The sequence below is a fragment of the Planctomycetaceae bacterium genome, from assembly GCA_039680605.1.
Classification (GTDB): Bacteria; Planctomycetota; Phycisphaerae; order SM23-33; family SM23-33; genus JAJFUU01.
The window spans coordinates 178,422-205,304 of the sequence record JBDKTA010000044.1 but is presented as its reverse complement, the minus strand read 5'-3'; the positions used below and the strand labels follow the sequence as shown (position 1 = coordinate 205,304).

Here is a 26,883-nt window from a genome sequence, read left to right as displayed (position 1 = left end):
AAGAGACAGTGGTGAGTGGTGAGTTGTCTGTGAGCTCACCACTCACAACTCCTATGAAAGGAATTGCCATGAGCGTTTTGAGATTTTTCGCTGTCGCGATGATCTTCGCCTGCGTGAGCGTGGCCTGGATGATTCTCGGCGGGGCGGTATGGATGCGCACCGAATCGCTCAGCACCGACCTGGAGCGCGAGATGGCCCAACTCGTCGGCCCGCCCGAGGTGCGGCAGGTGGCGCCGTATGTGGCCGAAAAGCCCGCCCTGGCGCGCGGGCAGGAGGGCACGCGCGACGTCGACAGCAGCGCCATCGCCGTCGACCTCAAGCACGAGCACCGCTACAAGGGGCTGCTGTGGTTCAGCACATTCACGGCCGGCTTCGACGCCACCTACGGCGTCGAGTGCGACAAGCCGCTGTGGCTTATGTTCGAGATGCCTGGCGAGATCCGCCGGCTCGACGCGCTGGAGGTGCTGGTGGACGGCCAACCCGTGGCGCTGTCGGGGGCGGAGAAGATGTCCGGCCGCCTGGGCATTCCGCTGACGCCGGGCAATCGCAGCGTCACGGTTCGCTACACGACGCTGGGCCAGAATGTCTGGCTGTACGCGCCGGGCTGGGCCTCTTCGGCGACGACCATGACCGAGCTGCGCCGCTTCCAGCTTTCCGTCGCGACGGACTTTCGCGAGATCGACTACCCCAAGGGCTCCAGCAGCCCCTCGCAGCGGGCCGTCCAATCCGGCAGCGGCATGAAGGCCCAGTGGCAGTACGCCTCATCAATGACCGGCCAGCCGATGGGCATAGCCATGCTTCTCGTACGCGTTCTTTTACCCCGGTCAGACGGGCCTGACGATCACCATCGGGGCCATCCTGACGCTCTTCGTGCTGATGCAGGCCACCGGGCGCGTCAAGTGGTCCCAAGCCTTCAGCCGTCGCCGGTATGACGACGTTCCGCCTCTGCCGATATCGCTCCAGCCGTTATCGCCGCAGCCGCCGGCGCCGCCCACCGCCTGACCGCCAAACACGCGGCGGACCGGCGCGGGGCGGGCCGGTCCGCCGCAATAAATAGAGAAACGGCCGGGTGCCACGCACAACTCCGTTGTGCGTGTCCCGGACCTGCCGAAAGTAGTCTTCCGGGTGAAAATCAGAAGGATCCTGCCCGCCTTGACGGAGGCAGTCTCGCCCTTCGCTGGGCCGCCGGGCTTATCTTGACGGACCGCCAGCCTTTGGGGCGTTATTTTGTGGCTTTATTTGAGATTGTCCCGCGAAACGGCTTGACAAAATAGCGATGCCGGGTATACTCTAATCGGCTGTTTCAGGGTCCAAAGTCTGGCTCCCGGTCGAAAGCAGAGGACGGCTTCCCCACTTCCAAAGCCGTTTTCGCCGGGACGAAGGCAGACACTTCAAGCCCTGACGTTTTTTACCAGATTCACAAACATCGGCATTTTCCGGTTCGGCAGGTGTGCTGCCGCTGCCGGTAAACGGATGGTCCTTGATAAAGGAGCGGTCAGATGGTGAAGAAGCATTTTGGCGTGGTGGCGGCAGTCCTGCTGGTTGCGGGATTGATCGCAGGCCCGGCATGGGCGGGAAATTTCACCGCCACGGGTACAGGCAACTGGACCAACAATGGCACCGACCCGCAGGCCACCTGGGCTCCCAGCGCCGGGGATACCGGGCCCGTCGCGGGCGACAACGCCTACATCCAGGCGGCTGTCGATTACGATGCCGACGCCACGGGAGAGCTCAACTCTCTGGAGATCCGCACCGGCGGAACCCTGACGCTCAGCGGCGGGATTGGGCTGACCACTACCGGCGACGTCAACGTCCGGCGCGGCGGCACACTTGATCTCGTTGACCAAACGCTTGCCGTGGGCAGCAACATGACCCTCGGCGGCGACGGCGGCCCGGCCGTGGTCAACCGGACCACCGGCCAGATCAATGTCACCAACTGGCTGGGCGTGACCGAAGGCACCGATTTCGCCATGGGCGCCGGCGACACCTCAATGTACCTCCAGGTCTGGGGCAGCTATTGGAACGGCTCCGAGAGCATCTTCGCCAAGGCCTCGACCACCGCCACCAGCAACGTCACCAACTGGGTGGCCGTTGATTCCTGCGAACTGACGCTCGGGGCCAACATGGTGCTGTCTGAGTCGTTCCGCGTCGGCGGCGCCAATGACCAGAACACCCTGGGCGTGGTGAAGATGAACGGCTCCTCGATCAATGCCCCGAACATCCAGTTCGGCAGCAACGGCGCCGGCCGCATTGAACGCTCACTGGCCAGCGAAGTCATGACGGCCCAGTGGATCGGAATCTCGGAAGGTTCGAACGTCGACCTGATCGCGGGCGACACCTGCAACTATCTGCAGGTCTGGGGCAGCTACTGGAACGGCAGCGAGAGCGTCTATGCCAAGGCCTCCACGGCCGCCACGAGCAACGTCAGCAACTGGATTCAGGTCGATTCGTGCGAACTGACCCTCGGTGCGGACGTGGTGCTCAATGAGCAATTCCGCGTCGGCGGCGGCAATGACAACAACACGCTGGGCGTGGTGAAGATGAACGGCCACAGCATCACGGCTCCGAGCATTCAGCTCGGCGGCAACGGCGCCGGCACCATCGACCGCTCAGCGGCTGGCGAAGTCCTGATCGCCGACTGGATCGGAGTTTCCGAAGGATCGAGCCTCAACCTGATCGCCGGCGACACCACCAAGTATCTGCAGGTCTGGGGCAGCTACTGGAACGGGAGTGAACAGGTCTACTCCAAGGCCACGACGGCCGACACCGGCAACGTCACCAACTGGATTCAGGTCGATTCGTGCGAACTGACCCTCGGTGCGGACGTGGTGCTGTCTGAGTCGTTCCGCGTCGGCGGCGGCAATGACAACAACACATTGGGCGTGGTGAAGATGAATGGCCACAGCATCAGCGCTCCGAACATTCAGTTCGGCGGCAATGGCGCCGGCACCATCGAGCGTTCATCGGCCGACGAAGTCTTGACGGCCACCGACTGGATTCAGGTCAACGAAGGCTCGAATATCTCCCTGATCGCCGGCGATACCTGCAAATACCTGCAGGTCAACGGCAGTTACTGGAACGGCAGCGAGAGCGTCTACTCGAAGGCATCCACCGCCGCCACCGGCAACGTCACCAATCAGGTCCAGGTCGACTCGTGCGAGTTGTCGCTCGGGGCGGACATGGTGCTGTCAGAGTCCTTCCGCGTCGGCGGCGGCAATGACAACGGCCATATCGGGCTGTTGAAGATGAACGGTCATTCCCTGACCTCTCCGAACGTCGATTTCGGCGGCAACGGCGCCGGCACCAGCGACGGCACGGGCATGGTGTTCGTCAGCAGCAACCTGCAGGTATATGAAAACAGCATCGGCCAGGTTGCCGGTGGCACCGTCGGCAACGGGATCTATCTGCATAACGGCGACAATATCCTTCGCGTCATGCAGGGGCTCAACCAGCTTGACGGCCTGAGCCTCGACGGCAACACCTTCAGCATGGGCAGCGGCGCCCTGCTGGACCTGCTGTTCGACAACAAGGAAGTGGCCGGCCTGGACTGGGCGTTCCGATGGCTGGGCGACCGCGTGACCACGCTGGAAGGCTACCAGACCGCCGGCACACTGACCTGGAGCGGCGCTCCGGTTGATGTGAGCATCTTCTACAACGCCGACGACGGCTACACGTACGTCGGCTACGTCTCCACCATCCCCGAGCCGGCGACGATGACGCTGCTGGTTCTCGGAGCGGCCGGCGTGCTGATTCGCCGTCGCCGTGCCTGACGAGTCGCAGTAGACAATCAAGCTCCGGGGAGCACCTGCTCCTCGGAGCTTTTTTGCGCGCCTTCATAGACTCCGAACTGACCCGATATTTCACCGCTGAGGTCGCAGAGACCGCAGAGGTTTTTGAATGAAAAGACTTACTCTGCATAGCAAAGGTGTAACGTCGTGTTTTTCTGGCAAGATACTGGGGCTCCGCCCCAGACCCCGAAGTTTATCCCTTTTGGGCTTCGGGCAGATAGGCTCCGGCGCTTGGGTGAAGCACGGCAAGGCCGCCGGCGTCGTGGGCAGGCCCCAAACGGAGGCACATGGGGGGCCGGCTTGGGGCCTGGGGTCCCACGGCGACGGCGGCCGGCGAAATTGAGCAATGGCGTCGGCGGCGGAAACTTTTGTTGCGGCCGAGCGAAGCGAGGCCGCGTCAAGTACTCTGCGGTTCATGCAGTCTTCAGGCTAAGGTGATTATGAGCTTGCGGTCCGGCCATTTCGCCATTTGAATTGACCTGGCGGGGCTGATACAGTGCCGGCACGTTTATCTTTCCTTTCAGGGCACAGAGGCGTAACGATGAAGTGCGCGATCGCGTGGAGTTCCTTATACGTGCAGGCGGACGGAAAGGTCACGCCCTGCTGCGGGCGCCGCGCCGGCAGAAGACTCGTGCGGATCATCACCGGGGCCTTTCTTGGAGTCTTGCTCATGAGCACGCTGCTGCCAGGCCAGGTCGTTTACCATGTGTCACCGCGAGGCAGCGACGAGAATCCCGGCACGGCTGACAAGCCCTTCGCCTCGCTGCAGCACGCACGCGACGCGGTTCGCCTGGCCAAGCGCCAGCCGGGCTTCGCCGGCGCGACGGTGCGCGTCAACGCCGGGGTCTATCCGATCTCCCGTGGCCTGGAACTGACTGACGCCGACAGCGGCACCGCCCAGGCGCCCGTGCGCTACTGCGCGGGCGCGGGCAAGCCCGCACGGCTGATCGGCGGGATCGTGGTTCCCGCCGCGGCGTTCAAGCCTGCCGCCGACGGCCCCGACCGCGCGCGGCTGCACCGCACCGCCGCCCGAAAGATTCTCGTCGCCGACCTGGCCGCCCTGGGCGTCAAGAACCTGCCCGTCTGGCCGGACAAGACCCGCGGCGGCTCGGGCATGCCCGAGCTGTTCTTCGACGCCCAGCCGATGCAGGTGGCCCGCTGGCCCAACAAGGGCTGGGTGACCATCGAGAAAGTCATCAGCGCCGGGGCCAAGCGCGCCATGTTCGCCGGGCCCGTCAGCGGCAGCGGCGGAGGCGTGTTCCAGTATTCCGACCCGCGCCCGGCGGCATGGAACGCCTCGGCCGGCGTGTGGCTGAGCGGCTACTGGTGCCACGACTGGGCTGACGAAACCCTCCGCATCAAGTCCATCGATGCGGACAAAAAGACGATCGCGCTGGCGGCGCCGCACGGTTACGGCATCGGCGGCAGCGGCAAGCGGCGGTACTTTGCGATCAATCTTCTGGAAGAGCTCGACGCGCCGGGCGAGTCGTATCTCGACGCCAAGGGCCTGCGGCTGTACTTCCATCCGCCGGCGGACCTGGCCTCGGGCGAGGTGGTCCTCTCGCTGCTGACCGAGCCGCTGATCAAACTCAGCGGCGCCAGCCACGTCACGGTGGAAGGCCTGACGCTCGAGGCCTGCCGCAACGCGGCCGTCATGATCGAAGGCGGCCAGGGCGTGCGCATCAGCGGGTGCCAGATCCGCAACACCGGCCGCGCGGGCGTCGTCATCGCGAGCGGGACCGACCATGGCGTCGGCGGCTGCCAGATCAGCAATACCGGCACGGTGGGGATCAGCATCGCCGGCGGCGACCGCAAGACGCTCACGCCGGCGGGCAACTGGGCGGCCGACAACCACATTCACCATTTCTCGCGGTTGCAGCGGACGTACGCCCCGGCGGTGTCGCTGCAGGGCGTGGGCAACCGGGTGTCGCATAGCCTGATCCACGACGCCCCGCACTGCGCGGTGCTCTTCGGCGGCAACGAGAACGTCATCGAGTTCAACGAGTTCCACAGCGTCTGCCAGGAGACCGGCGACGTGGGGGTGATCTACACCGGCCGCGACTGGACCGTGCGGGGCAACGTGATCCGCCACAATTACATTCACGACGTCAAGGGCCCGGGCGTTTACGGGGCGCAGGGGGTGTACCTCGACGACTGCGCCAGCGGGACGATCGTGCGGGGCAATGTGTTCGTCAAGGTGCAGCGGGCGCTGCAGATCGGCGGCGGGCGCGACAACGTCATCGAGAACAACCTCGTGGTCGATTGCCCGGCGTCGCTGGCCTTCGACAACCGCGGCCTGGGGTGGATGAAGCACCACGTGGGCAAAGACGGCGTGATGCCCAAGCGCCTGACCGACATGCCCTACAAGACCCCGCCCTGGTCGACGAAGTATCCCCCACTGCTGACGCTGCTGGGCGACGAGCCGGGAAGCCCCAAGGGCAACGTCGTCCGCCACAACGTGATCGCCGCCGCCGGGGCGATGCAATTGGCCGGCGAAGTCACCCGCTACGGCACCGTCAGCGACAACCTGGTGCTCAAGACCGCCCCGAAGTTGCCGCTGGCGCCCGCGTCGGAAGTCTTCAAGAAGCTCCCCGCTTTCAAGCCGATCCCCTTCGACCAGATCGGCCCGCGACGCCACACGGAACAACAGGGTCAGCCGACCCATTAATTTTCAATTTCTCAGAAGTAATTGGCCGCAGGATCGTCTCAGATAGTGATGCTAAATGCCTGGGCGGCGATTGGGCATCGTATGGAAAGGGGCACTTATGAGAATTGCAGTCTCAGCGAGAGTCGGCGCGGCCGTGCTGATCGGTGCCTTTGCGGGCGGGTGTCATGGGCCGGCGGCGCGGCCGCTGCAGTCGCAGCAAGAGCAAGGGCAGCAGGAGCGGGTACTGGCCCTGCTGCGGGCGTACGAAGCCGCGCAGGAGCGGACAGCAAAGGTCACGCTGAAGTCCGGGGTCTTGAGCGGCCACTACGTTCTCACGGTGCGACGCCGGGCTCAGGCTTCTGCCGCCAGCGCGCCGGCGGCCTCGGCACCGGCCCCTTGGGTGGGGCACTCTCTCGACCTGGCCGCGGGAGGACTGGTCTCGACACTGCTGGGGCAAGTGGTCGGTTATGCGGCGGCTGGCATGTCTCCGCTGGCTGTTCTGGACGATGCATCGATCCGAGTGACAGGCACGGCGGTCGTTGACGGGCGGGCGTGTATATTGATCGAGGGTGCGCCTTCGGGTCGGTCGGCGCCGCTGGGCGATGTCGGGGAGGTGATTGCCGATAGAGGGGAGTTGACGCTCGGTCATTCTCCTGACGAAGATGCGTTCAAGTTCCCGGATGGGCAAAGGCCTGCCGCGCCGCCGGCACAGGCGCAGGTGGAGCACCCGCAGAGGCCGCGAGAGACGTGGCGTTTTGCCGTCGATGCGGCCGACGGATTTGTTCGGCGCTTTGAAGTAGTGGATGCAGAAGGCAAGAGCGAGTTCTTGGGCTCATACGCCAAGCTAGGCGAAGCCCCGGCCGCGCCTGCGAGCCAGCCGCGCAAATAGATTCTGCGTGGCAGAGGAGATTGTCGCCGGGACCGAGGCAGCGACGGCCTCGGAATGAGTAACGATTTTTAACATTTATGTTTATACTTGTTACATGTAATAGCCGACAGAATCTACATGAGCGAAGTAACCGAGACCATCCAGCGGACTGTGGCGAAATTGCTGGCCGGCAGCCCGGCAGGGCATCGGCTGCATCTCATTGGCGGCTTTCGATATCGCCTGCTGGACGGCAGCCCGCGCGTGTCGCAGGACATCGACTATGCCTGGGAAGGAGATCTCGATCAAAAACAACAGGAGATCATCGACCTGTGTAACCGTCGGCTGCTGCCGGACATTCGCAGCCGCATGGGGTACCAAGGCAGCGCGCAGGCGGGCACGGGTGAACTTGCCGACGCCCCCTCGCTGCGCGTGGTGAACCTGGCCTTCTGGCGCGACGCGCCGGGCAGTCGCATCGAGATCCCCGTCGAGATCACGCGCGTCATCCGCCTGGACGCCCCGGCCGTTCGCACCGCCGGCGGCACGGTGTACTCCACGCTCAGCGACGCCGACATGATCGAGAGCAAGGTCATCGCCCTGTTGGGGCGGCCGGTGATCGAGCATCGCGACCTGGTGGACGTGTTCCTCCTGGCCGACCACCTCGCCGCCGACAGCGACACGCGCGTGACAGAAAAGCTCGCCCGCCTCGGCCTTCAATCGCACGCCGCCCAGCGCATCGCCAGCCTGCACGACAGCCGCCGCTACCATGCCCGGTCGATCGATGCGGTGGTAGCCGCCCAGATCGATGAACCGGCGGCCGCGAACATCCGCTGCAGCGGCGGCGGGGAGATGATTCTCGATGCGGTGTTGGGCACACTGGAGCAGAAGCTGGCCTTGTCGAGGTGTCCCCCATGACCTGGCGTCGCCTGCAGGAATATCTGGAATCGCAGCGGCGGATGCATGGCAAGACGGTCTTTACCGCCACCGAGTTGGCCAACGCGGCCGGCTGTTCGCTGCCGGTCTTGCGGACGACGGTTACCCGCCTGGTCAAGGATGGGCGGATGGTGCGCTACGCCGCGGGCCGCTACGGTCTGGGCGCGGACGTGACGGTTGACGCGCTGCTGGCGACGCTTGACTCGAATGCCTACATCACCGGCCTGTACGCCCTGCATCGCTACGGCCTGGTGACGCAGGCGGTGCGCGAGATCACGTGCTTCACTACCCGCCGCCACAACCGCTCGCGCGTCAGGACCACGCCGCTGGGCCGCCTGGTCTTCGTCTGCGTCAACCGCGCCCTCTATACCCCCCCCGCCGCCGGCGTGGTCGCCCCGCCCGAGCAGGCCCTGTGCGACTTCGTCTGCCTCACGCTGCGCCAGGGCCTGCTGCCGCAGACCCTGGTGACCCTCCGCAACCTGGAGACGCTCGACGCCGCAATACTCCAGCGCGTCTGCCAGCGATACCCGCTATCCGTCCAGCGCTGGCTGAAGAAGACGCTGCCGTCTCGCCACACTGGCCCGAGCAGGTTCGAGCGCTGAGGGATGGCCGCGGGTGGTTAATCCATGGACGGAGTCTCAAGAGTCGGGAAGGCGTCGCCATGGCCTTTGAAGAGCTTGACCAGGATCAGCAGCACTCCCAAGGCGATCGCCGCGATTCCGCCACCCATCAGCCACTTGTACGCGGGTTTGCGCCCCTCCGCCAGGATCACCAGCTTCGACTCGTCGAGTTTCCAGACATCCCGAATAGCCCTGCGGTCATCATCGGAGAGCAGGGTGTTGACCACCAGCCCCTGCAGCGAGGGACTTTCGGCGTCATAATTCGGGATCGCCCCGACGCTCCTGAAACTGTCGGTCTTGACCAGCACCGCGAAGGACTTGAGCTGGGCATTCTCGGCGCCTTGGGCCAACAGCTTGAGATACGGATGATTCTGCGAGACAACGGGATAGAAGATGTAGTTCACCTTGGTCTTGGGTCCAGGGCCGCCAGGCTGAAACTCATAGGAATACACGCATAGTGGATACAGCCGCACGTGCGGACCAAGTTTCAGATGCGCGCTGGGCGGGGCGGTCCCCGCCTCCAGTTCCTCCAGCGTCACCCGAACCGGCTCGGTGCTGGCCCCTTTACTGCTCTTGTACTGGCTGTAGCCCACTGCCAGCACCGCCACCCCGACCACAGCAACCCCCAGTCCGATACGCACCATGTGCTAATCTCCTGAGAAAAGGTCCATAGCAGGAGGCCGCCCGCCTGCCGTGCGCGGACGCTACCACAGACATCGTGACCGATCAAGCACCGGCGGATCGGGTTGTATGCTCTCTGTAATGCCGCAGCCGAGCGCAGCGCCAGATTCTCCGCAATGAAATCCCAAACAAAAACCGCGTGGCGGGGGCGGTCTGCCCTCGCCACGCGGGGTGTCTTTTCAACTGCTGGGATTATTCCTCGGGAGCCGCGGCCGGAGCATCAGGGGTGGCCGGGGCGGCGGGCATGGCCGGAGCGTCAGGGGTGGCCGGGGCGGCGGGGGCGCCTGGGGCGGCGGGGGGAGTCATGGTTTTCATCATCTCACCGGCGAGCGTGTCGCCGAGCTTGTCTTTTTCGACCTTGCCGTCGCGGACCTGCTTTTCAAAGCTGGCGTAGGCTTCGCCCATCTTGCTCATCATGGCTTTGGCCTGTTCGGCCTTTTTGGCCATCTCGGCGGCGGGCTCATTGGGCACGACGTACCACTTGCCGCCGATCTTCTTCATGTTAAGGTCGTCGTCGGCCTTGCCGGCGATCTCGACGGTGGCGGCGTCGCCTTCGGTCTTGATCACGACCTTTTCCCAATTAACCTTGCCGTTTTCCATGGCGCCCTTCAGCGGGGTGTCGGATGCGGACATGCTGTTCTGGAAGGTTGCATCGGCCGCTTCTTTGCCGAACTTCTCGGTGACGGCTTTACGGGCCGAGGCCTCTTTGGCCTGAATATCTTTCAGCGTAGCCATCATGACGCCCACGGGCTTCTGGTACTCCGGGGCGGCGCAGGCTGTGATGGCGTCGACGTCCATCGCCCGCACGGCCTTGTCCAGGCTCTCCAGGGTGGCCTTGGGCGTATCCAGATTCACGCTGGCCTTGGGTGCCGCCTTTGCGGCGGGCTTGGCCTCTGTGCCGCCGGAGGGCGTGGTGGTGCTGGACTTATCCTTGCATCCGCCGGCCGCCAAAGCCGCCACCGCCACTACAACGAACAACCATCGTGCCGATTTCATGGGTCTCTCCTCAAGAGATTTTTCGATCCGCCGCGGACCCATTGCCCGCGCCGGTTGACAGCCCAGACTAAGACGAGAATCCTCTCCGACAATCCGCCGGAGCAGGCGCGTTTCATGCTAACACTTGCGGCGCGGTTGTCAAACAATCTCGCCGGAGGGGAAAGATTCTCTGTTCGGACACGCATGGGCGGGGGAAGTCTGGAGGTTCGGGGAAAGATAACTGCCAAGCCGCAAGCGGCAGGGGCGGCGACCTTGTCTGCCCTGACGCCGACCGAGGCGGCGTAATGTGTTAAGTCTTTGATTAATAAGTGTTTATGGTATGCCCAAGACTGACAAGGAACGGGCAATTGTGGGGCATGTAATATAGGTTTCCGGTACCGCCCTCGTCAGATGGTGCTCTGCAGGTCCCCAAAATAGGAAGCTCGCGCACCCGAAATCGCCAATCCGCAAGCGGCGAATCGTGGCGACTCACAGCGGGCGGCGTCCTAGAGAATCCACTTGCGGCGGATGTTCTTGAGGCTCATCGCGAACAGGGCGGCGCAGAAGGCCGCCAGCACGCCGAAATCCAACGCCAGGGGCATGTTGGGCGGGCGGTGGATCGCCGCGTGGAGGATGTCGGCCCCGTAGGTCAGCGGCAAAGCGTATGAGAGCGGTTTGAGCCAGAGTGGCAACTGCTCGATGGGAAAGAACAGCCCGCACAGGAAGAGCATCGGGAACCGGAAGAAGTTCGAGAACGACTGGGCTTCGAAGACCTCTTTGACGGACACCGCGACGAAGAGTCCCAGGAACGTCGAGCTGATGGCGATCAGTGCCACGGCAGGAATGAGCATGCCCCACTGCACGCCCGAAAGGTCGGCCAGGAACGCGGCGATGGCGACGGGAACGAAGGCGTTGGCCAGACCGAAGAGAATCGCCCCGGAAGTCTTGGCCAGCATCAACAGCTCCAGCGACACCGGCGCCAGCAGCAGGCGGTCGAAAGATCGGCCTTTCTTTTCGAAGGTGACGGTCACGGCCAACAGGCTGGTCGTGCCGAACAGCACCGAGACGGCCATCACGCCGGGCAGGAGTGCGGGGATGCTCCCGAGGCCGGCGCCGGAGCGGATGAAGAACATGCCCGTCCAGGCCAGGGGAAAGATGAGCCCCCAACTGATATTGGGCGGCTTGAGGTAGTAGGTCCGCAGGTCCTTGAGCATGATGTTCCAGAACGCGATCCAGGCCTTCATGACGACGCCCCCGCTTTCTCCTTCTCGCGTTTCATTGCGTCGGCCTCGATGCCCGTGACGGCGACGAAGACGTCTTCGAGCGAGGGCTGAACCTTGCGGGCCTCGGCGACTTCCGCCCCGCGGTCTTCGAGGAATCGCACCAGCGGCCCGACGCGCACGGGCTGGGGCGACTCGACGCGGATGCCTCCCTGCCCGGCCGACCGGCACGCCAGGGCGGGAAACTCCCGGGCGATCGCCTCGCACAGGTCGGCGGCGCTGTTGGAGACGGCGACATGCACCACGTGGCGACCGTCCGCTTGAGCCATCAGGTTGGCCACGGTGTCGGTGCGGACGACGCGTCCTTTGACGATGAAGGCGATGCGGCCGCAGAGTCGTTGGGCCTCTTCGATGTAATGCGTGGTGAGGAAGATCGTGGTTCCGGCGGCATTGAGGTCGGCCAGGAGCTGGCGGATCTGGCGGGCGCTGGCGACGTCGATTCCGGTGGTCGGTTCGTCCAGGAAGAGGATCTGCGGTTGATGGATGATGCCCGCGGCGATGGTGAGTTTTCGCTTCATGCCCTTGGAATACGCGGCGAAGCTGCGATCGGCGACGTCGGCCAGGCCGAATCGCTCCAGGAGCTCCCTCGCCCGCCGCTGGCGTGCGGGGCCGGTCATGCCGTACAGGGCCCCGCAGAAGCAGAGGTTCTGGTACCCGGTCAGCTCGGGATAGAGGTTGCTCTCGTCGGGCACGATGCCCATCAGATGCTGGGCGGCTTTGCGATTGTTCGAGCAGTCGACCCCGGCGATGCGGATCGTGCCGGCGGTGGGTCTGGCCAGACCGGTGAGCATGTTGATGGTGGTGGTCTTGCCGGCGCCGTTGGGCCCGAGGAATCCGAAGACCTCGCCCTCAGCGACGTCGAAGTCGACGCCGGCGACGGCCTGCACGTCGCCGAACCGCTTGGCCAGGTCGCGCGCTTCTATGATCGTGGTTGGCACGAAGGCCGATTCTAGCCCCAACGCCGCCGCGGGGCAACCGTCAGGAAATCGCGCCAGGGGCGCACGAATATTGCAGAACCTCCCGCCCACGCGCCCCGTAAAAATGACGCCGGTATTCCTCCAGGAGCGATGCGTGAAATCATTAGCGGTGTTCTTCACGGCCCCGGGCAAGTGCGAGTTACGCGAGTGGGACTGCCCCGATCCGGCGGGCGATCAGATCCAGGTGCAGTGCCTGGCCAATGGAATCTGCATGGGCGACACGAGCCTGTTTGACGGCAGGCAGCACACGCACTATCCGCGGGCGATCGGGCACGAGGGCGTGGGTGTGGTGACGAAAGTGCCCGCCGGCGTCAAGGGCTTCGTCGAGGGCGACTACGTCAACTGCTTCGGCTGGAGTTCGCACCAGAATCTGACGGCCGCACACGCCAACCGCTTCGTGCGACCGCCGGCGGACCCGTCGGTATACATTGTCGAGCCGGCCGCCTGCGTCGTCAGCGCGCTGTACAGCTACACCATCACGCCGGGCGACCGGGTGCTGGTGCTGGGGGCGGGCTATATGGGCCTGCTCAATGTTCAGGGCTTGGCGCGGTATCCGCTGGGCGAACTGGTGGTGGCCGACCTTAAAGCGGCCAACTGCGAACTGGCCCGGTCGTTCGGGGCCACCGAGACGATCCAGATCGGCACCCCGGCCGGCGACGCGCGTCTGGCGGCGCTCCGCGACGGGCAGTTCGACCTGGTGGTCGAGGCGGCCGCGGCGCCGGCGGCGATCCGCTCGGCCGGCGACTTCTGCCGCACGGGCGGGCGGTTGTCGATTTTCGCCTGGCACCACGAACCGCGCGAGCTGGACCTGGGCGTCTGGCACATCAAGGGGTTGACGGTGCTCAACAGCGCCCCGGGGATCGGGACCGACCACAACATCAACTCGATGGCCCGCGCGCTGACGCTGCTGGAGCGCGGCGTGTTCGACATGGCGCCTCTGATCACGCACCGCCATCAGGTTGAGCGCGTGCAGGAAGCAATGGAGCTCTCCGTCGCCCGCCCGGGCGGATATATCAAGGGCGTGCTGCTGTTCGGTTAGCGACCGTCTATGATTCCCATGTGCATTCTTAAGGAGGAACACCATGGGCAAGTGGACCGACAAAGACCGGCGCCAGTACGAACACATCAAGGAAAGCTCGCTCGATCGCGGGCGCGGCGAAACACGCGCCAAGCAGATCGCCGCCAGAACCGTCAATAAGGAACGGCGGCAGGAAGGGCGAACGCCCAACAAACGCACCCAGGGAACGGGCAATCCCAGACAGGGCCTGGAGGATCGCACCAAGGCCGAACTCTACAACAAGGCCCGCGACCTGGACATCAAAGGACGCAGCACGATGAGCAAGTCTGAACTGGTCGAGGCGGTGAAGAAGAAACAATGACGGCGCGGCCGCAGGCGGCGCCGCCGACCCTTGCATATAATTCGCCAAAGGGGGTTACCATGAGCAGCAAGAGTTCACACACCACGACGGACCACGATGACATTCGCCAGTGGGTTGAAGAGCGCGGCGGATTTCCCGCCACGGTCGAGACCACCGAAGAAGGCGGCGAGGCCGGTGTTCTGCGGATCGACTTTCCCGGCTACAGCGGCGGCGAGAGCCTGCGCCGCATCTCGTGGGACGAGTTCTTCCGCAAGTTCGACCAGGCGGACCTGGCCTTTGTCTATCAGGACCGCACCAGCGAGGGGGAGATCAGCCGGTTCTCGAAGTTTGTAAAGCGCGAGACGGCCGACATCCGCTAAGACGGCGTCATCGCCGGGCGCAGCGGCGGCGCCTCACGCGCCGCGCAAGGGGGGAGCATGGCCGGCAAGACAGTGCTGATTACCGGGGGAGCGGGTTTTATCGGTTCGCACGTGGCCGACGAGTTGCTGCGCAGCGGATACGCCGTGCGGGCGCTGGACAGTCTCGTGCCGCAGGTGCATGGCGGCGCCCGACCGGACTACCTTTCGCGTGAGGTCGACCTCATCGTCGGCGACGTGCGCGACGCGGCGGCCGTTCGCCGCGCCCTCGAGGGCGTCGACGCGGTCTTCCATTTCGCCGCCATCGTCGGCGTCGGCCAGAGCATGTACCAGATCGAGCAGTACGTCGACACGAACATTCGCGGCACGGCGGTACTGCTCGAGGCGCTGGCGCAGGCGCCGGTTGAGCGGTTGATCGTGGCATCGAGCATGAGCATCTACGGCGAGGGGCTCTACATCACGCCGACGGGGCGGCGGCGGTCCGACTGCTCGCGCACGCTCGAGCAACTGCGCCAGGGGCGGTGGGAACTCTTCGACTCCCAAGGCGACGGTCAGGCGCTCACGCCCGTGCCGACCGACGAGGCCAAAACCCCCGCCCTCAACAGCGTCTACGCCGTCAACAAGTACGACCAGGAGCGCATGTGCCTGATCGTCGCTCAGGCGTACGGATTCGAGGCGGTGGCGCTGCGGTTCTTCAACACCTACGGGCCGAGGCAGGCGCTGTCCAATCCTTATACCGGCGTACTGGCGATCTTCGCCTCGCGGCTGCTCAACGGCAAGGCGCCGCTGATCTTTGAAGACGGCCTGCAGCAGCGCGACTTCGTGAGCATCCACGACGTGGCCCGCGCCAGCCGGTTGGCGCTGGAATCGCCGCGGGCGGCGGGCATGACGTTCAACATCGCCAGCGGGCGACAGTACACCGTCACCGAGGCCGCGGCGCGCATGGCCGAAGCGACAGGGCGGCCCGACATCGCCCCCCAGATCACCGGGCAATACCGCGTCGGAGACGTGCGACACTGCTTTGCCGATATCTCGCTGGCCACCGACGTGCTGGGCTACCGCCCGCAGGTCGCCCTGGACCAGGGCCTGGAGGAACTGGCCCAGTGGCTGAGCACTCAGGCCGCGCAGGACAACGTCGAGGCCATGCGCAGCGAGCTGGCCCAGCGGGGGCTGACGATATGAAAGGCAACCACTCTAAGTCCGGCAACGGAAACGGGGAAATGCAGGATTTGTCAACGCTGACAAACGCCGCTTTACAGAGCAACCGGCTCGGCGTCGTCGAGTGGTTTCGCGTCGGCGAGCGGCAGAGGGTGGGCCAGGCCCTGGCCGACCTCAAGGCCCTGGGCGTCCATCACATCCGCACCGGCATCTCCTGGGCCGACTGGATGCTTCCGGAAGGTCCGGACTGGTTCGACTTTCTCATCCCCGCCCTGGGCAAAGACTGCAGCCTCATGCCCTGTTTCGTGTTCACCCCGCCGTCGTGCGGTCGCAAGGCCGACATCACCAGCCCTCCGCGGCGTCCCAAGGCCTATGCCGATTTCATCGACGTGATGATCACGCGGTACGGCCGCTACTTCGAGTACGTCGAGTTGTGGAACGAGCCCAACAGCACCGCCTACTGGGACATGACGCAGGACCCCGACGCGACGCTGCTGGGCCAGACGATCGGGTCTGCGGCGTACTGGGCGCGCCGACGGGGCAAGAAGACGGTCCTGGGCGGGATGAGCCCGATCGACGCCAACTGGCTGGAGATGATCTTCGATCGCGGGGTGATGGAGCACATTGACGTCGTGGGCGTCCACGGGTTTCCGGCCAGCTTCGACTATGTCTGGCATGGGTGGCAGGACGGCATCGACTCAGTGCAGCGCGTACTGGACAAGCACAAGAATAAGGCCCAGATCTGGATAACCGAGACGGGGTTCCCCGCCTGGCGGCACGAGCATCGCGAGCAGTTGCGCCAGTTCTTCCTGGCGCTGGCGGCGCCGGCCCAGCGGGTTTACTGGTACTCCCTGCACGACCTTCACCCCGAGGCGGCCACGCCGCAGGGGTTCCACATGGACGACCGCGAGTACTTCTTCGGTCTCAAGGACCCCTATGGCGAACCCAAGCTGCTGTACCGCCTGCTGGCGAACCAGGGTCTGTCGGGTCTGCGGCGTCACACGTGGTTGACCGAGAGGGCGTCGTTCAACGGCGGCCGGCGCAAGAACCGCCCCGTCCTGATCACCGGGGGGGCGGGGTTCATCGGCACGAACCTGGCCGATGCCCTGCTGCGCCAGGGCAACCGCGTGCTGCTGGTCGACAACCTTTCGCGCCACGGGGTCGAAGGCAACCTCACCTGGCTGCGCCGCCGCCACGGACAGGACGTGCAGGTCGAACTGGCCGACGTGCGAGACGCCTACGCCATGCAGCGCCTCGTGCGCCAGTGCCGCGCGGTCTACCACCTGGCCGCCCAGGTGGCCGTCACCAGCAGCCTCGATCAACCGCGCCAGGACATGGACGTCAATGTCGTCGGCACGATGAATATCTTAGAAGCCATCCGTTCCTGCGACAACCCTCCGCCGCTGCTGTATACCTCCACCAATAAAGTTTACGGAAGCCTGGAAGACATGGCCCTGGTGGCGGCGGGCACGCGCTACGCGCCCCTTAACCCGCAGCGCCGCCGCGGCGTCAGCGAGGATCAGCCGCTGAACTTCTACAGCCCCTACGGCTGCAGCAAAGGCGCCGCCGACCAGTATGTGCTGGACTACGCCCGCTCCTTCGGTCTTGCGACGGTGGTCTTCCGCATGAGCTGCATTTACGGTCCGCACCAGATGGGCAACGAGGACCAGGGCTGGTTGGCGCATTTTCTGCTCACGACGCTCAACAACCGCCGGCTGCATATTTACGGCGACGGCAAACAGGTGCGCGACGTGCTCTATGTGGATGACCTGGTCGCGGCGATGCTGGCGGCCCAAGGGGACATCGATCGCCTGTCCGGCAGGGCCTTCAACATCGGCGGCGGCGCGACCAACACCGTCAGCCTGCTGGAGGTGATCGAGATGATCGGCCGCCTGCACGGGCAGGCGCCGCAGCTCGACTACCACTACTGGCGCCTCGGCGATCAGCGCCTTTACGTGTCGGATATTTCCTCATTCACAGCCGCCACTGGATGGCAGCCGACCGTCGGCGTCGAGAGAGGCCTTACAAAATTATACCGCTGGCTGGCCGCCGCCCAGCGCGCGAGGCGGCGCGCCGCCAGGATCGAGAGTGTCGCTGTCGCTTCAGAAAGGGCCTCATGATGACCCGCACACAGAGCCCACCCCGCGGCACCCGCTCGCCGGCGCCGGTTCCGGCGGTGATGATGGCTGCCGTGATCCAGAGCCCGGGCAAGGTCGAACTGCAGCAGGTGACGGTTCCCAAACCCGATGCCGGTCAGGTACTCGTGCGGCTGGAGGGTTGCGGCGTTTGCGCGTCCAATCTGCCGCCGTGGCTGGGGCGGCCCTGGTTCAATTATCCGATGCAGCCCGGACAACTCGGGCACGAGGGCTGGGGCACGATCGTCTCTCTGGGAAGCAGCGCGGACGCGTTGGCCGTCGGTCAACGCGTGGCGATGCTCAGCGATCATGCCTATGCGCAGTACGACGTGGCGGATCACGAAAAGGTGGTGCCGCTGCCCAGGCAGCTTGATCATATGCCTGTCCCCGGCGAACCCCTGGGCTGCGCGATGACGATCTTCGACCGCTGCGGCATTCAGGCCGGCCAGACGGTGGCGGTGATCGGCGTGGGGTTCCTCGGGGCGCTGATGGTGCGGCTGGCGTCGATGCACGGCGCCCGCGTAATCGCCGTCGCGAGGCGCGAGTTCTCGCTCGATCTGGCGCGCCAGATGGGAGCCGCCGAAGTGGTACCCATGCTCGACCACGCCACGATCATCGAACGCGTCAAGGACCTCACCGGCGGGCGCTTCTGCGACGTGACGATCGAGGCCGCGGGATACCAGTGGCCGCTGGACCTGGCGGGCGAGCTGACGGGCGTCCGCGGGCGGCTGGTGGTGGCGGGGTATCACCAGGACGGTCCGCGGCAGGTGAACATGCAGTTATGGAACTGGCGCGGGTTGGACGTCATCAACGCCCATGAGCGTCAGGTGGAGGTTTCAGTCGCCGGCATCCGCAAGGCGGTGGCCCTGCTGCAGCAGGGCAAGCTGGACGTGACGCCCCTGCTGACGCACGTGTTTCCGCTGTCGAGCCTGGGCGAGGCGTTGTCGCTGGCGGCCCAGCACAGTGACGGATTCGTCAAGGCGCTGGTGATGATGAAGGATCAGTGAGGAGGACCCGATGCGAATCCTGATGAGCACCGACACCGTCGGCGGCGTCTGGACCTACAGTATCGAACTGTCCGCTCAGTTCGCCGCTCGCGGGCACGAGGTGGTGCTGGCCGCGATGGGCCCGCCCCCCACCGCCGCGCAGGAATCCGCCGCGGCGATCAAGGGCGTGCGACTGCGATGCAGGCAGTTCAAGCTCGAGTGGATGGACGACCCGTGGGACGACGTCGAGCGCTGCGGGCAGTGGCTGCTGGGCGTCGCAGCCCAGACCGCCCCGGACGTGGTACACCTCAACCACTACTGCAACACCTCGCTGCCCTGGCAGAGGCCCGTCGTCGTCGTCGGGCACTCGTGCGTGCTGTCGTGGTGGCAGGCGGTCAAAGGTCAACCCGCCCCTGCCCGCTGGCGCGACTACGCCGAAAAAGTGCGACAGGGCGTGCAAGCCGCCGACGTGCTGGTAGCCCCCACGCTGACGATGCTCTCGCAGCTCCGCCGCCACTACGGGCCCCTGCCGCCGGCCAGGGTCATCTATAACGGTCTGGCCGCCGATGGCGCGGTCGCCGGCGACGCCGGCAAGGAACTGCTGGCCCTTTCGGCCGGGCGATTGTGGGACGAAGCCAAGAACGCCGCCGCCCTGGCCAAGGCCGCCAGCATGCTGACCTGGCCGGTGTACCTGGCCGGAGCGGTCGATCACCCCGCCGCCACGCGCGACGGGCGCGTCGACGGCGTGCGGTGCCTGGGGCCACTCGATCGAACCGACCTGCTGTCGTGGATGGCCCGCGCGGCGGTCTATGTCTTGCCCGCCCGGTACGAGCCGTTCGGTCTGACGGCCCTGGAGGCGGCGATGCGCGGCTGTGCGCTGATCCTGGGCGACATCCGCTCGCTGCGCGAGGTCTGGGGGCAATCGGCCATTTTCGTGCCGCCGGCCGACGACACTGCCCTGGCCTATGCCATCGACCGCGTTCTGGGAGAAGAGCCGCTGCGCGTGACGCTGTCGCGCCTGGCGCGGGCGAGGGCGCGGCGATTCACGGCCGTCCGCATGGCGCTGTCGTACCTGGCGTTGTACCGCCGCCTGCTGCAGGGGCGCCTGGTCTGCGTCCCCAGCCACCAGGAGCACTCATGCGTATTGTGATGTTTTATCATTCACTGCTGTCGGACTGGAATCACGGCAACGCGCATTTTCTCAGAGGCGTTGCGGCCGAGCTGATCTCGCGCGGACACCGCGTGCGCGTCTGCGAGCCGGCGGATAACTGGAGCCTGGCGAACCTGCTCGCTGACGCCGGTCCGGCGGCCGTGGCGGCCATGCGCGCCGCCTATCCGACGCTCAAGAGCACGCGCTATCGCCGCGGCAACGTCGTGCGGCGCGCCGCCGCGCTGGTCGACGGGGCCGACCTGGTCATCGTGCATGAGTGGAACGATCCGGAACTGATAGCCGCCCTGGGGCGTCTTCGCCGCGGCGGGAACTTTCGCCTGCTGTTTCACGACACGCACCACCGCGCCGCCTCCGACCGCGACGCCCTGGCGCAACTGGACCTGTCCAACTACGACGGCGTGCTGGCGTTCGGGCGCGTCATCCGCGACCTGTACCTGCGCCGCCGCTGGACCGACCGCGCGTGGGTCTGGCATGAAGCCGCCGACGTGAGACTGTTCCACCCGCCGCGGCAACCGCCGCGCCTGCTGGGCGACCTGGTCTGGATCGGCAACTGGGGCGACGACGAGCGCACGGCCGAGTTGATGGAGTTTCTGCTCGGTCCGGTGCAGTCGCTGGGTCTGCGGGCGAAGGTCTACGGCGTGCGGTACCCTTCGCAGGCGCTGGCGGCGCTGGAGCGGGCGGGGATCCAGTATGGCGGGTACCTGCCCAACTTCGAGGCCCCGCGCGTGATGGCACGTTACCGCATGACGGTACACATCCCCCGCCGCCCGTACGCCGCCGCCCTGCCGGGCATCCCGACCATCCGCGTCTTCGAGGCCCTGGCGTGCGGCCTGCCGCTGATCTGCGCCCCGTGGCGCGACACCGAAAATCTCTTTCACGGCAGGGAGGATTATCTCGGCGTCGCCGACGGGCGGGAGATGACGCGGGCGATGCGCCTGCTGCTGTCAGACAAGGCTCTGGCCGCCGCCCTGGCCGCCCACGGCCGCGCGACCATCCTCGCGCGTCACACCTGCGCCCACCGCGTGGACGAACTGCTCGACATCTACAACAGTCTCAAGGACAGCGCCGGTCGCACCGCCGGCTGCGGACTGGCCGAGGTGGCATCATGAAGTCGCTGGGCACTGCAATGTTCGGATCGAGCCTGGTTTCGGCCTACTGGAACGGGGCCGCCACGTACTACCGCGGGATCATCAAGGCCCTGAACCAGTACGGCCACCGCACGACGTTTTACGAATCGGATGCGCTGGACCGCCAGCAGCACCGCGACATCCCCGACCCTTCATGGGCGCGCGTGGTGGTGTATTCATCCGTCGACGAATCGGCAGTGCGGCGCTGCCTGGACGAGGCGCGCAGCGCCGACGTGATCATTAAGGCCAGCGGCGTGGGCGCGTTCGACGACCTGCTCGAGGCGGCCGTGCCGGACCTGCGCACCACGGCGATGAAGATCTTCTGGGACGTCGACGCCCCGGCGACGCTCGACCGCCTCGAAGCCGACGGGGACGATCCGTTCGCCACGTTGATCGGGCGCTATGATCTGATCCTGACCTACGGCGGGGGCGAACCGGTCGCGCGGGCGTACCGGCGCTGGGGCGCCCGGCGCTGCGCGGCGATCTACAACGGCGTCGACCTGCAGACGCACCACCCGACGCAGCGGCAGCAGCAGTACGCCGCCGATCTGAGCTTCATCGGCAACCGCCTTCCCGACCGCGAGGCGCGGGTGGAGGAGTTCTTCCTGCGCCCCGCGGCGATGCTCCCGCAGCGCACGTTCCTGATCGGCGGCAGCGGATGGCACGACAAGCCCATGCCGACCAACGTCCGACGCCTCGCCCACGTGTACACGCGCGATCACAATGCCGTCAACTGCTCGGCCACCGCCGTGCTCAACATCAGCCGTCAGAGCATGGCGGCGTACGGCTACTCGCCGGCGACGCGGGTCTTCGAAGCCGCCGGCGCCGCGGCGTGCCTGATCAGCGACGACTGGGAAGGCATCGACCACTTCTTCGAACCGGGCAAGGAGATCCTCGTTGCCCGCGACGGACAGGAAGTGGCCCAATGGGTCGAATCGCTCACGCCGGAGGCGGCGCGGCAGATCGGCAACGCCGCATTGGAGCGCGTGCGAGCCCAGCACACCTACCAGCACCGCGCCGCCGTGCTGGACAAGCTGCTGCGCGGGGCGGCCGCGACGGCCTCGCCGGTGCATGCGTGAAGGCGACCTCAGCGGCTATATAGCAAGGGGGGTTAGATCATGAAGGTTCTCATCAGCGGGGCGGCGGGGTTTATCGGCTGTCATCTGGCCAGACGGTACCTCGAGCAAGGCCATAGCGTCATCGGCGTGGACAACTTCTGCACCGGCAGCCACGGGAACATCGAGTGGCTCAGCGAGCATGACGGGTTCGAGTTCATCCATCACGACATCACGTCGCCGCTGGACGTTCCGGGATCGCTGGACCTGATCTGCGACCTGGCGTGCCCGGCCAGCCCGGTGGACTTCGGCCCGCTGGGGGTGGAGATCCTGGACGTGTGCAGCCGCGGGGTTCGCAACATGCTGGAGTTGGCGCGGCGGAAGAAGACGGTGTTCCTGCACACCTCGACCAGCGAAGTCTACGGCGACCCGCAGGAGCACCCCCAGCAGGAGGGGTACTGGGGGCACGTCAACCCGATCGGCTCGCGCAGCGTCTATGACGAGGGCAAGCGTTTCGCCGAGGCGCTGATCATGGCGTACCACCGCCGATACGCCATCCCGACGCGGCTGGCGCGCATCTTCAACACGTACGGTCCGCGCATGCGCGCCGACGACGGGCGCGTCGTCAGCACGTTCATCGTCCAGGCGCTGGCCGGCCAGACGCTCACCGTGCAGGGCGACGGCAGCCAGACGCGCAGCTTTTGCTACATCGACGACCAGGTCGACGGTCTGCTGCGCCTGGTGGCGACCGACTACACCGGTCCGGTGAACATCGGAAATCCCAACGAGGTGACGATCCTCGAACTGGCGCACGAGATCATCGCCCTGCTCGACAGCGGCAGCGAGATCGTCTTCACCCCCATTCCCGACGACGACCCGCGCCAGCGCCGGCCCGACATCTCGCTGGCCCAGAAGGTGCTGCTCTGGCAGCCGCGCGTCCAGCGCGAAGAGGGTCTGGCGGCCACGGCGGCCTATTTCCAGAGCGTCCTGAAGGAAAGCGCGCCGGTGATTGCGGGAGGCAGACCATGAAGATCACCGTGATCGGCACCGGGTACGTGGGGCTGGTAGCGGCGGCGTGTTTCGCCAAGGCCGGACATCGCGTCGTCGGGCTCGACATCGACAGCGACAAGATCCGCATGCTGCGGCAGGCCCGAAGCTGTTTCTACGAACCGGGTCTGGCCGAACTGCTCCGCGCCGGACTCGATAGCGGCTGCCTGTCGTTCACCGACGATTCGGCGGCCGCCATCCGCCACGGGCGCGTCGTCTTCATGGCGGTAGGCACGCCGCCGCGTGAGAACGGGCAGGCGGACCTGTCGGCGGTGATGCAGGCCGCCGCCGATATCGCCGCCTGCGCCCGCTCGAGCAAGATCGTGGTCATCAAGTCCACCGTGCCCGTCGGGACCGGGCTGGCCGTGCAGCAGCAGATCGAACGCCTCACGAAGGTGAAGATGGAGGTCGTGTCGAACCCCGAGTTTCTGCGCGAGGGAGCGGCCGTCGAAGACTTCCTGCACCCCGACCGCGTGGTGATCGGCTGCGACAAACCGCGCGTGGCCGCGGTCCTGCGCAGGCTTTACCGCACGCTGGTGCCCGGCGAGGCGATCCTGACCCTGTCGCGCCCGGCGGCGGAGATGGTCAAGTACGCTTCCAACGCGTTCCTGGCGACGCGCATCAGCTACATCAACGAGATCGCCGACATCTGCTCGCACACCGGCGTGGACGTCGGCGACGTGTGCGAGGGTATGGGGCGCGACCACCGAATCGGGCGCGAGTTCCTCAAGCCCGGTATCGGGTACGGGGGCAGTTGCTTTCCCAAGGACGTCCAGGCCCTGATCCAGGTCGCCCGCGCCGCCGGGGCCAAGGCCGAAATCCTCACCAGCGTTCACCGCCGCAATGAACGCCAGAAAAGCGTGCTGGCCGAGATCATCTTCGCCCGCATGGGACGCAATCTCCGCGGAAAACGCCTGGCGATGTGGGGGCTGGCCTTCAAACCTCAGACCGACGACGTGCGACAGGCCCCCGCGCTGCAGACCGCCCGCATGCTCCTGCGCGCCGGAGCGCATGTGCAATGCTACGACCCCGTCGCCGAGGCCAACGCCAAGGCCGCCATGGGCGATGAACCCCGGATGCTCTTCGCCGACAACCTCTACGAAGTCGTCACGCGCGCCGACGCCCTGGTCATCTGCACCGAATGGCAGGAGTTCCTCAAACCCGATTTCGCCCTGCTCCGCCGACACCTGCGGACGCCGATCATCTTCGACGGACGCAACATGTTCGATCCCGCATGCGTCGCCGCCGAGGGGATCGAGTACCACTCGATCGGACGACCGCCCCGCCAGGGCAACGGACGGGCCCCGCGGCGGCGGCAGGAGAAACCCGCCCCGGCACGCACACGCGCGGCGGCCACTGCGACCTCCAGCGACAAAGGCGCCCCGGCATGAAGCTCAAGATCACGATCCTGGGTCTGTCGGTCACCAGTTCCTGGGGCAACGGGCATGCCACGAACTTTCGCGGTCTGATGCGTTGCCTGGCGGCCGAGGGGCACGACGTGCTCTTCCTCGAGCGCGACGTGCCCTGGTACGCCGCCAATCGCGACATGCCGAATCCGCCCTTCGGGCGCACGCAACTCTACCGCAGCCTGGACGATCTGCGCGACCGGTTCGCCGCGGAACTCGCTGACAGCGACCTGGCGATCGTCGGCTCCTACGTGCCCCGCGGCGCCTCGGTGGGCCAATGGGTCTTGCGCACCGCCCGAGGCGCGACGGCGTTTTACGATCTCGACACCCCCGTGACGCTGGACCTGCTGGCCGGCGACCGGTGCGAATACCTCTCGCCGCGGCAGATCCCCCGCTACGACCTGTACCTCTCCTTCACCGGCGGACCGACTCTGACGCGACTGGAACAGCACTGGGGCAGCCCCGCGGCGCGGCCGCTCTATTGCTGCGTCGACGAAACCCTCTACCGCCCGCGTCCCTGCCGACCGCGATGGGACCTGGCGTACCTCGGCACGTACAGCCTCGACCGCCAACCGGCGCTGGAGCGACTGCTCTGCCGACCGGCACGGGCGTGGGACCAGGGGCGATTCGTCGTCGCCGGGCCTCAGTACCCGCCGCAGATCCGCTGGCCCGGCAACGTCCAGCGTATCGAGCACCTCTCGCCCGACAAGCACGCGGCGTTCTACAACCGTCAGCGATACGCCCTCAACATCACCCGCCGCCAGATGCGCCGCGCCGGTTGGAGCCCCTCGGTGCGGTTGTTCGAGGCCGCCGCCTGCGGGACCGCGGTCATCAGCGACTATTGGCCCGGCCTGGAGGACTTCTTTGTCCCCGGCGAAGAGCTGCTGGTCGCCCGGCGCAGCAACGACGTGGTCGAACACCTCCGCACCACCAGCGAGACCGACCGGCGGCGACTGGCCGCCCGCGCCCGGCAGCGAGTGTTGGAACGCCATACCGCCCCCTGCCGGGCCGCCGAACTGGTCGCCTATGCCCGCGAGGCCCTGGACAGGCGAGCCCGGCGACGCCGAAAACGTCCAGCTTTGTCCGCGCCGATCTCCTGAACCCCCTTCCCTGCTATCTGCCCTTTGACTGCGACATGGGCATCTGCTATCTTCCCCGGCCGGCCAAGGCCGTCGCCTTGACGCCATAGAGGAGCGACCATGACCCACCGCGAACGCATCATCAAGACGCTGCTGTGCGAGAAGACCGATCGGGCGCCATTTCCGTGCTGGCTGGGGTTCTGGCCCTGGGGGCAGACGGTCGATCGCTGGAAGAAAGAGTCCGGCATCGCCGATCTGAATGTCTTCGAGTATTTCGGCTTCGAACCGTTCTTCCATGGCATCCCCGTCGAGTACGGGCCCTTTCCGCACTTCGAGTACAAGGTGATCTCGGAGACCGACGAGTTCATCACGGCTATCGACTGGCGAGGCATCACGACGCGCAATCGCCGCGACGGCATGTCCATGCCCGACTGGGTCGCCCACCCCGTGCGCAATTGGGACGACTGGAACCAGTACAAGGCCGAGCGCCTCCAGCCGCAGATCGCCCTGCGCACCGCCAGCGTGGCCGCCTGGGCGAAAGACGCGGCCACGAAGGACCTGCCCATTCAGATCGGCAACCCCGGCTGGGGCGTCTTCGGCACTGCCCGCGACATGATGGGCGCCGAGGAGCTGCTGATCGCCTTCTACGACATGCCCGACCTGGTGCATGACATCATGAAGACGTACGTGGACCTCTGGTTGGCGATGTACGAAGCCGCGGCCGAGCACATCCAGATCGACCATATCCACATCTGGGAAGACATGTCGGGCAAGCAGGGCTCGCTGATCTCGATGAAGATGACCGAGGAGTTCATGATGCCGCACTACGACCGCATCGCGGCCTTCGCGAAGCGCCGCGGCGTGGCGATCGTCTCGGTCGACTCCGACGGCGACGTGAAGGAGCTGGTGCCGCTGATGATGCGGCACGGTCTCAACGCGTTCTTCCCATTCGAAGTGCAGGCCGGCAACGACATCTGCGAGTACCGCAGGCTCTATCCCAAGCTGGGCATCCTGGGCGGGCTGGACAAGAACGCCCTGGCCAAGGGCAAGAAGGAAGTGCATGTCGAGCTCGACCGCGCCAGCCGCATGCTGGCCGCAGGCGGGTACATCGTCGGCTTCGACCACCTGATCCCGCCGGACGCCAAGTGGGAGAACTTCAAGTACATGGTCGAGCACCTGCGCACGATGTGCGGACTGTAGTCTCAGGCCGCTCTTAGT

At 65.9% G+C, this 26,883-nt stretch carries 23 protein-coding genes; 19 read left to right on the top strand and 4 right to left on the bottom strand.

Translation table 11 applies throughout. The annotated features are described in order from the left end of the window. The first annotated feature begins 68 nt into the window (after positions 1 to 68). The 6 genes from ABFD92_13690 to ABFD92_13665 all read left to right on the top strand — a co-directional run bounded on the left by ABFD92_13690 (position 69) and on the right by ABFD92_13665 (position 8,835). A complete protein-coding gene (locus tag ABFD92_13690; protein ID MEN6505591.1) occupies positions 69 to 932 on the top strand; it encodes a hypothetical protein in 864 nt (287 codons plus the stop codon). Positions 933 to 1,499: 567 nt separating this feature from the next. Continuing rightward, a complete protein-coding gene (locus tag ABFD92_13685) occupies positions 1,500 to 3,770 on the top strand; it encodes a PEP-CTERM sorting domain-containing protein (protein MEN6505590.1) in 2,271 nt (756 codons plus the stop codon). A 688-nt stretch (positions 3,771 to 4,458) separates the two neighbouring features. Beyond that, the gene (locus ABFD92_13680) at positions 4,459 to 6,456 is read left to right on the top strand and encodes a right-handed parallel beta-helix repeat-containing protein (protein MEN6505589.1); all 1,998 of its coding nucleotides are present in this window, start codon (positions 4,459 to 4,461) and stop codon (positions 6,454 to 6,456) included. A gap of 97 nt (positions 6,457 to 6,553) precedes the next feature. Continuing rightward, positions 6,554 to 7,324, top strand: a complete 771-nt coding sequence (locus ABFD92_13675; protein MEN6505588.1) for a hypothetical protein — start codon at positions 6,554 to 6,556, stop codon at positions 7,322 to 7,324. Between the two features lie 117 nt (positions 7,325 to 7,441). Continuing rightward, positions 7,442 to 8,215: a nucleotidyl transferase AbiEii/AbiGii toxin family protein gene (locus tag ABFD92_13670; protein ID MEN6505587.1), complete on the top strand. Its 774-nt coding sequence runs from the start codon at positions 7,442 to 7,444 to the stop codon at positions 8,213 to 8,215. Continuing rightward, positions 8,212 to 8,835 (top strand): hypothetical protein, encoded by a 624-nt coding sequence (locus ABFD92_13665; GenBank protein ID MEN6505586.1) that lies wholly within the window; start codon positions 8,212 to 8,214, stop codon positions 8,833 to 8,835. Before ABFD92_13670 ends, ABFD92_13665 begins: the two co-directional genes overlap by 4 nt. Positions 8,836 to 8,852: 17 nt before the next feature. On the opposite strand, the gene ABFD92_13660 is transcribed toward ABFD92_13665, so the two are convergent. From ABFD92_13660 to ABFD92_13645, 4 genes are all read right to left on the bottom strand, one after another. Beyond that, positions 8,853 to 9,497 carry a hypothetical protein gene (locus ABFD92_13660; protein ID MEN6505585.1) on the bottom strand — a complete coding sequence of 215 codons (645 nt, stop codon included), beginning with the start codon at positions 9,495 to 9,497 and terminating at the stop codon, positions 8,853 to 8,855. Positions 9,498 to 9,726: 229 nt separating this feature from the next. Then, the gene (locus tag ABFD92_13655; GenBank protein ID MEN6505584.1) at positions 9,727 to 10,530 is read right to left on the bottom strand and encodes a hypothetical protein; all 804 of its coding nucleotides are present in this window, start codon (positions 10,528 to 10,530) and stop codon (positions 9,727 to 9,729) included. Positions 10,531 to 11,015: 485 nt separating this feature from the next. Next, positions 11,016 to 11,753 carry an ABC transporter permease gene (locus tag ABFD92_13650; GenBank protein MEN6505583.1) on the bottom strand — a complete coding sequence of 246 codons (738 nt, stop codon included), beginning with the start codon at positions 11,751 to 11,753 and terminating at the stop codon, positions 11,016 to 11,018. Continuing rightward, entirely contained in the window at positions 11,750 to 12,727 is a 978-nt protein-coding gene (locus ABFD92_13645; protein ID MEN6505582.1) for an ABC transporter ATP-binding protein, read from the bottom strand. The genes ABFD92_13650 and ABFD92_13645 overlap by 4 nt, the downstream gene beginning before the upstream one ends. 133 nt (positions 12,728 to 12,860) lie before the next feature. On the opposite strand from ABFD92_13645, the gene ABFD92_13640 reads away from it, so the two are divergent. The 13 genes from ABFD92_13640 (at position 12,861) to ABFD92_13580 (ending at position 26,865) form a co-directional block, all read left to right on the top strand. Next, on the top strand, positions 12,861 to 13,805 hold the full coding sequence (locus tag ABFD92_13640) for a zinc-binding dehydrogenase (GenBank protein ID MEN6505581.1): 945 nt from the start codon (positions 12,861 to 12,863) through the stop codon (positions 13,803 to 13,805). Positions 13,806 to 13,848: 43 nt separating this feature from the next. Beyond that, positions 13,849 to 14,145 (top strand): Rho termination factor N-terminal domain-containing protein, encoded by a 297-nt coding sequence (locus ABFD92_13635; protein MEN6505580.1) that lies wholly within the window; start codon positions 13,849 to 13,851, stop codon positions 14,143 to 14,145. A gap of 59 nt (positions 14,146 to 14,204) precedes the next feature. Next, entirely contained in the window at positions 14,205 to 14,504 is a 300-nt protein-coding gene (locus ABFD92_13630; protein ID MEN6505579.1) for a hypothetical protein, read from the top strand. A gap of 57 nt (positions 14,505 to 14,561) precedes the next feature. Continuing rightward, on the top strand, positions 14,562 to 15,683 hold the full coding sequence (locus ABFD92_13625) for an SDR family NAD(P)-dependent oxidoreductase (GenBank protein MEN6505578.1): 1,122 nt from the start codon (positions 14,562 to 14,564) through the stop codon (positions 15,681 to 15,683). A 38-nt stretch (positions 15,684 to 15,721) separates the two neighbouring features. Next, positions 15,722 to 17,779, top strand: a complete 2,058-nt coding sequence (locus tag ABFD92_13620) for a GDP-mannose 4,6-dehydratase (GenBank protein ID MEN6505577.1) — start codon at positions 15,722 to 15,724, stop codon at positions 17,777 to 17,779. A gap of 59 nt (positions 17,780 to 17,838) precedes the next feature. After that, on the top strand, positions 17,839 to 18,801 hold the full coding sequence (locus ABFD92_13615; protein MEN6505576.1) for a zinc-binding dehydrogenase: 963 nt from the start codon (positions 17,839 to 17,841) through the stop codon (positions 18,799 to 18,801). A 10-nt stretch (positions 18,802 to 18,811) separates the two neighbouring features. Then, positions 18,812 to 19,930, top strand: coding sequence for a glycosyltransferase family 4 protein (locus tag ABFD92_13610; GenBank protein MEN6505575.1), 1,119 nt, complete (start codon positions 18,812 to 18,814; stop codon positions 19,928 to 19,930). After that, the gene (locus tag ABFD92_13605; protein ID MEN6505574.1) at positions 19,918 to 21,060 is read left to right on the top strand and encodes a glycosyltransferase; all 1,143 of its coding nucleotides are present in this window, start codon (positions 19,918 to 19,920) and stop codon (positions 21,058 to 21,060) included. Before ABFD92_13610 ends, ABFD92_13605 begins: the two co-directional genes overlap by 13 nt. Next, a complete protein-coding gene (locus tag ABFD92_13600) occupies positions 21,057 to 22,157 on the top strand; it encodes a glycosyltransferase (protein ID MEN6505573.1) in 1,101 nt (366 codons plus the stop codon). The genes ABFD92_13605 and ABFD92_13600 overlap by 4 nt, the downstream gene beginning before the upstream one ends. Before the next feature lie 39 nt (positions 22,158 to 22,196). Continuing rightward, the gene (locus tag ABFD92_13595) at positions 22,197 to 23,162 is read left to right on the top strand and encodes a UDP-glucuronic acid decarboxylase family protein (protein MEN6505572.1); all 966 of its coding nucleotides are present in this window, start codon (positions 22,197 to 22,199) and stop codon (positions 23,160 to 23,162) included. Next, a complete protein-coding gene (locus tag ABFD92_13590) occupies positions 23,159 to 24,571 on the top strand; it encodes a UDP-glucose/GDP-mannose dehydrogenase family protein (GenBank protein ID MEN6505571.1) in 1,413 nt (470 codons plus the stop codon). The genes ABFD92_13595 and ABFD92_13590 overlap by 4 nt, the downstream gene beginning before the upstream one ends. Beyond that, positions 24,568 to 25,686, top strand: a complete 1,119-nt coding sequence (locus ABFD92_13585; protein MEN6505570.1) for a glycosyltransferase — start codon at positions 24,568 to 24,570, stop codon at positions 25,684 to 25,686. The genes ABFD92_13590 and ABFD92_13585 overlap by 4 nt, the downstream gene beginning before the upstream one ends. A gap of 99 nt (positions 25,687 to 25,785) precedes the next feature. Beyond that, the gene (locus ABFD92_13580; GenBank protein MEN6505569.1) at positions 25,786 to 26,865 is read left to right on the top strand and encodes a uroporphyrinogen decarboxylase family protein; all 1,080 of its coding nucleotides are present in this window, start codon (positions 25,786 to 25,788) and stop codon (positions 26,863 to 26,865) included. Positions 26,866 to 26,883: the final 18 nt, after the last annotated feature.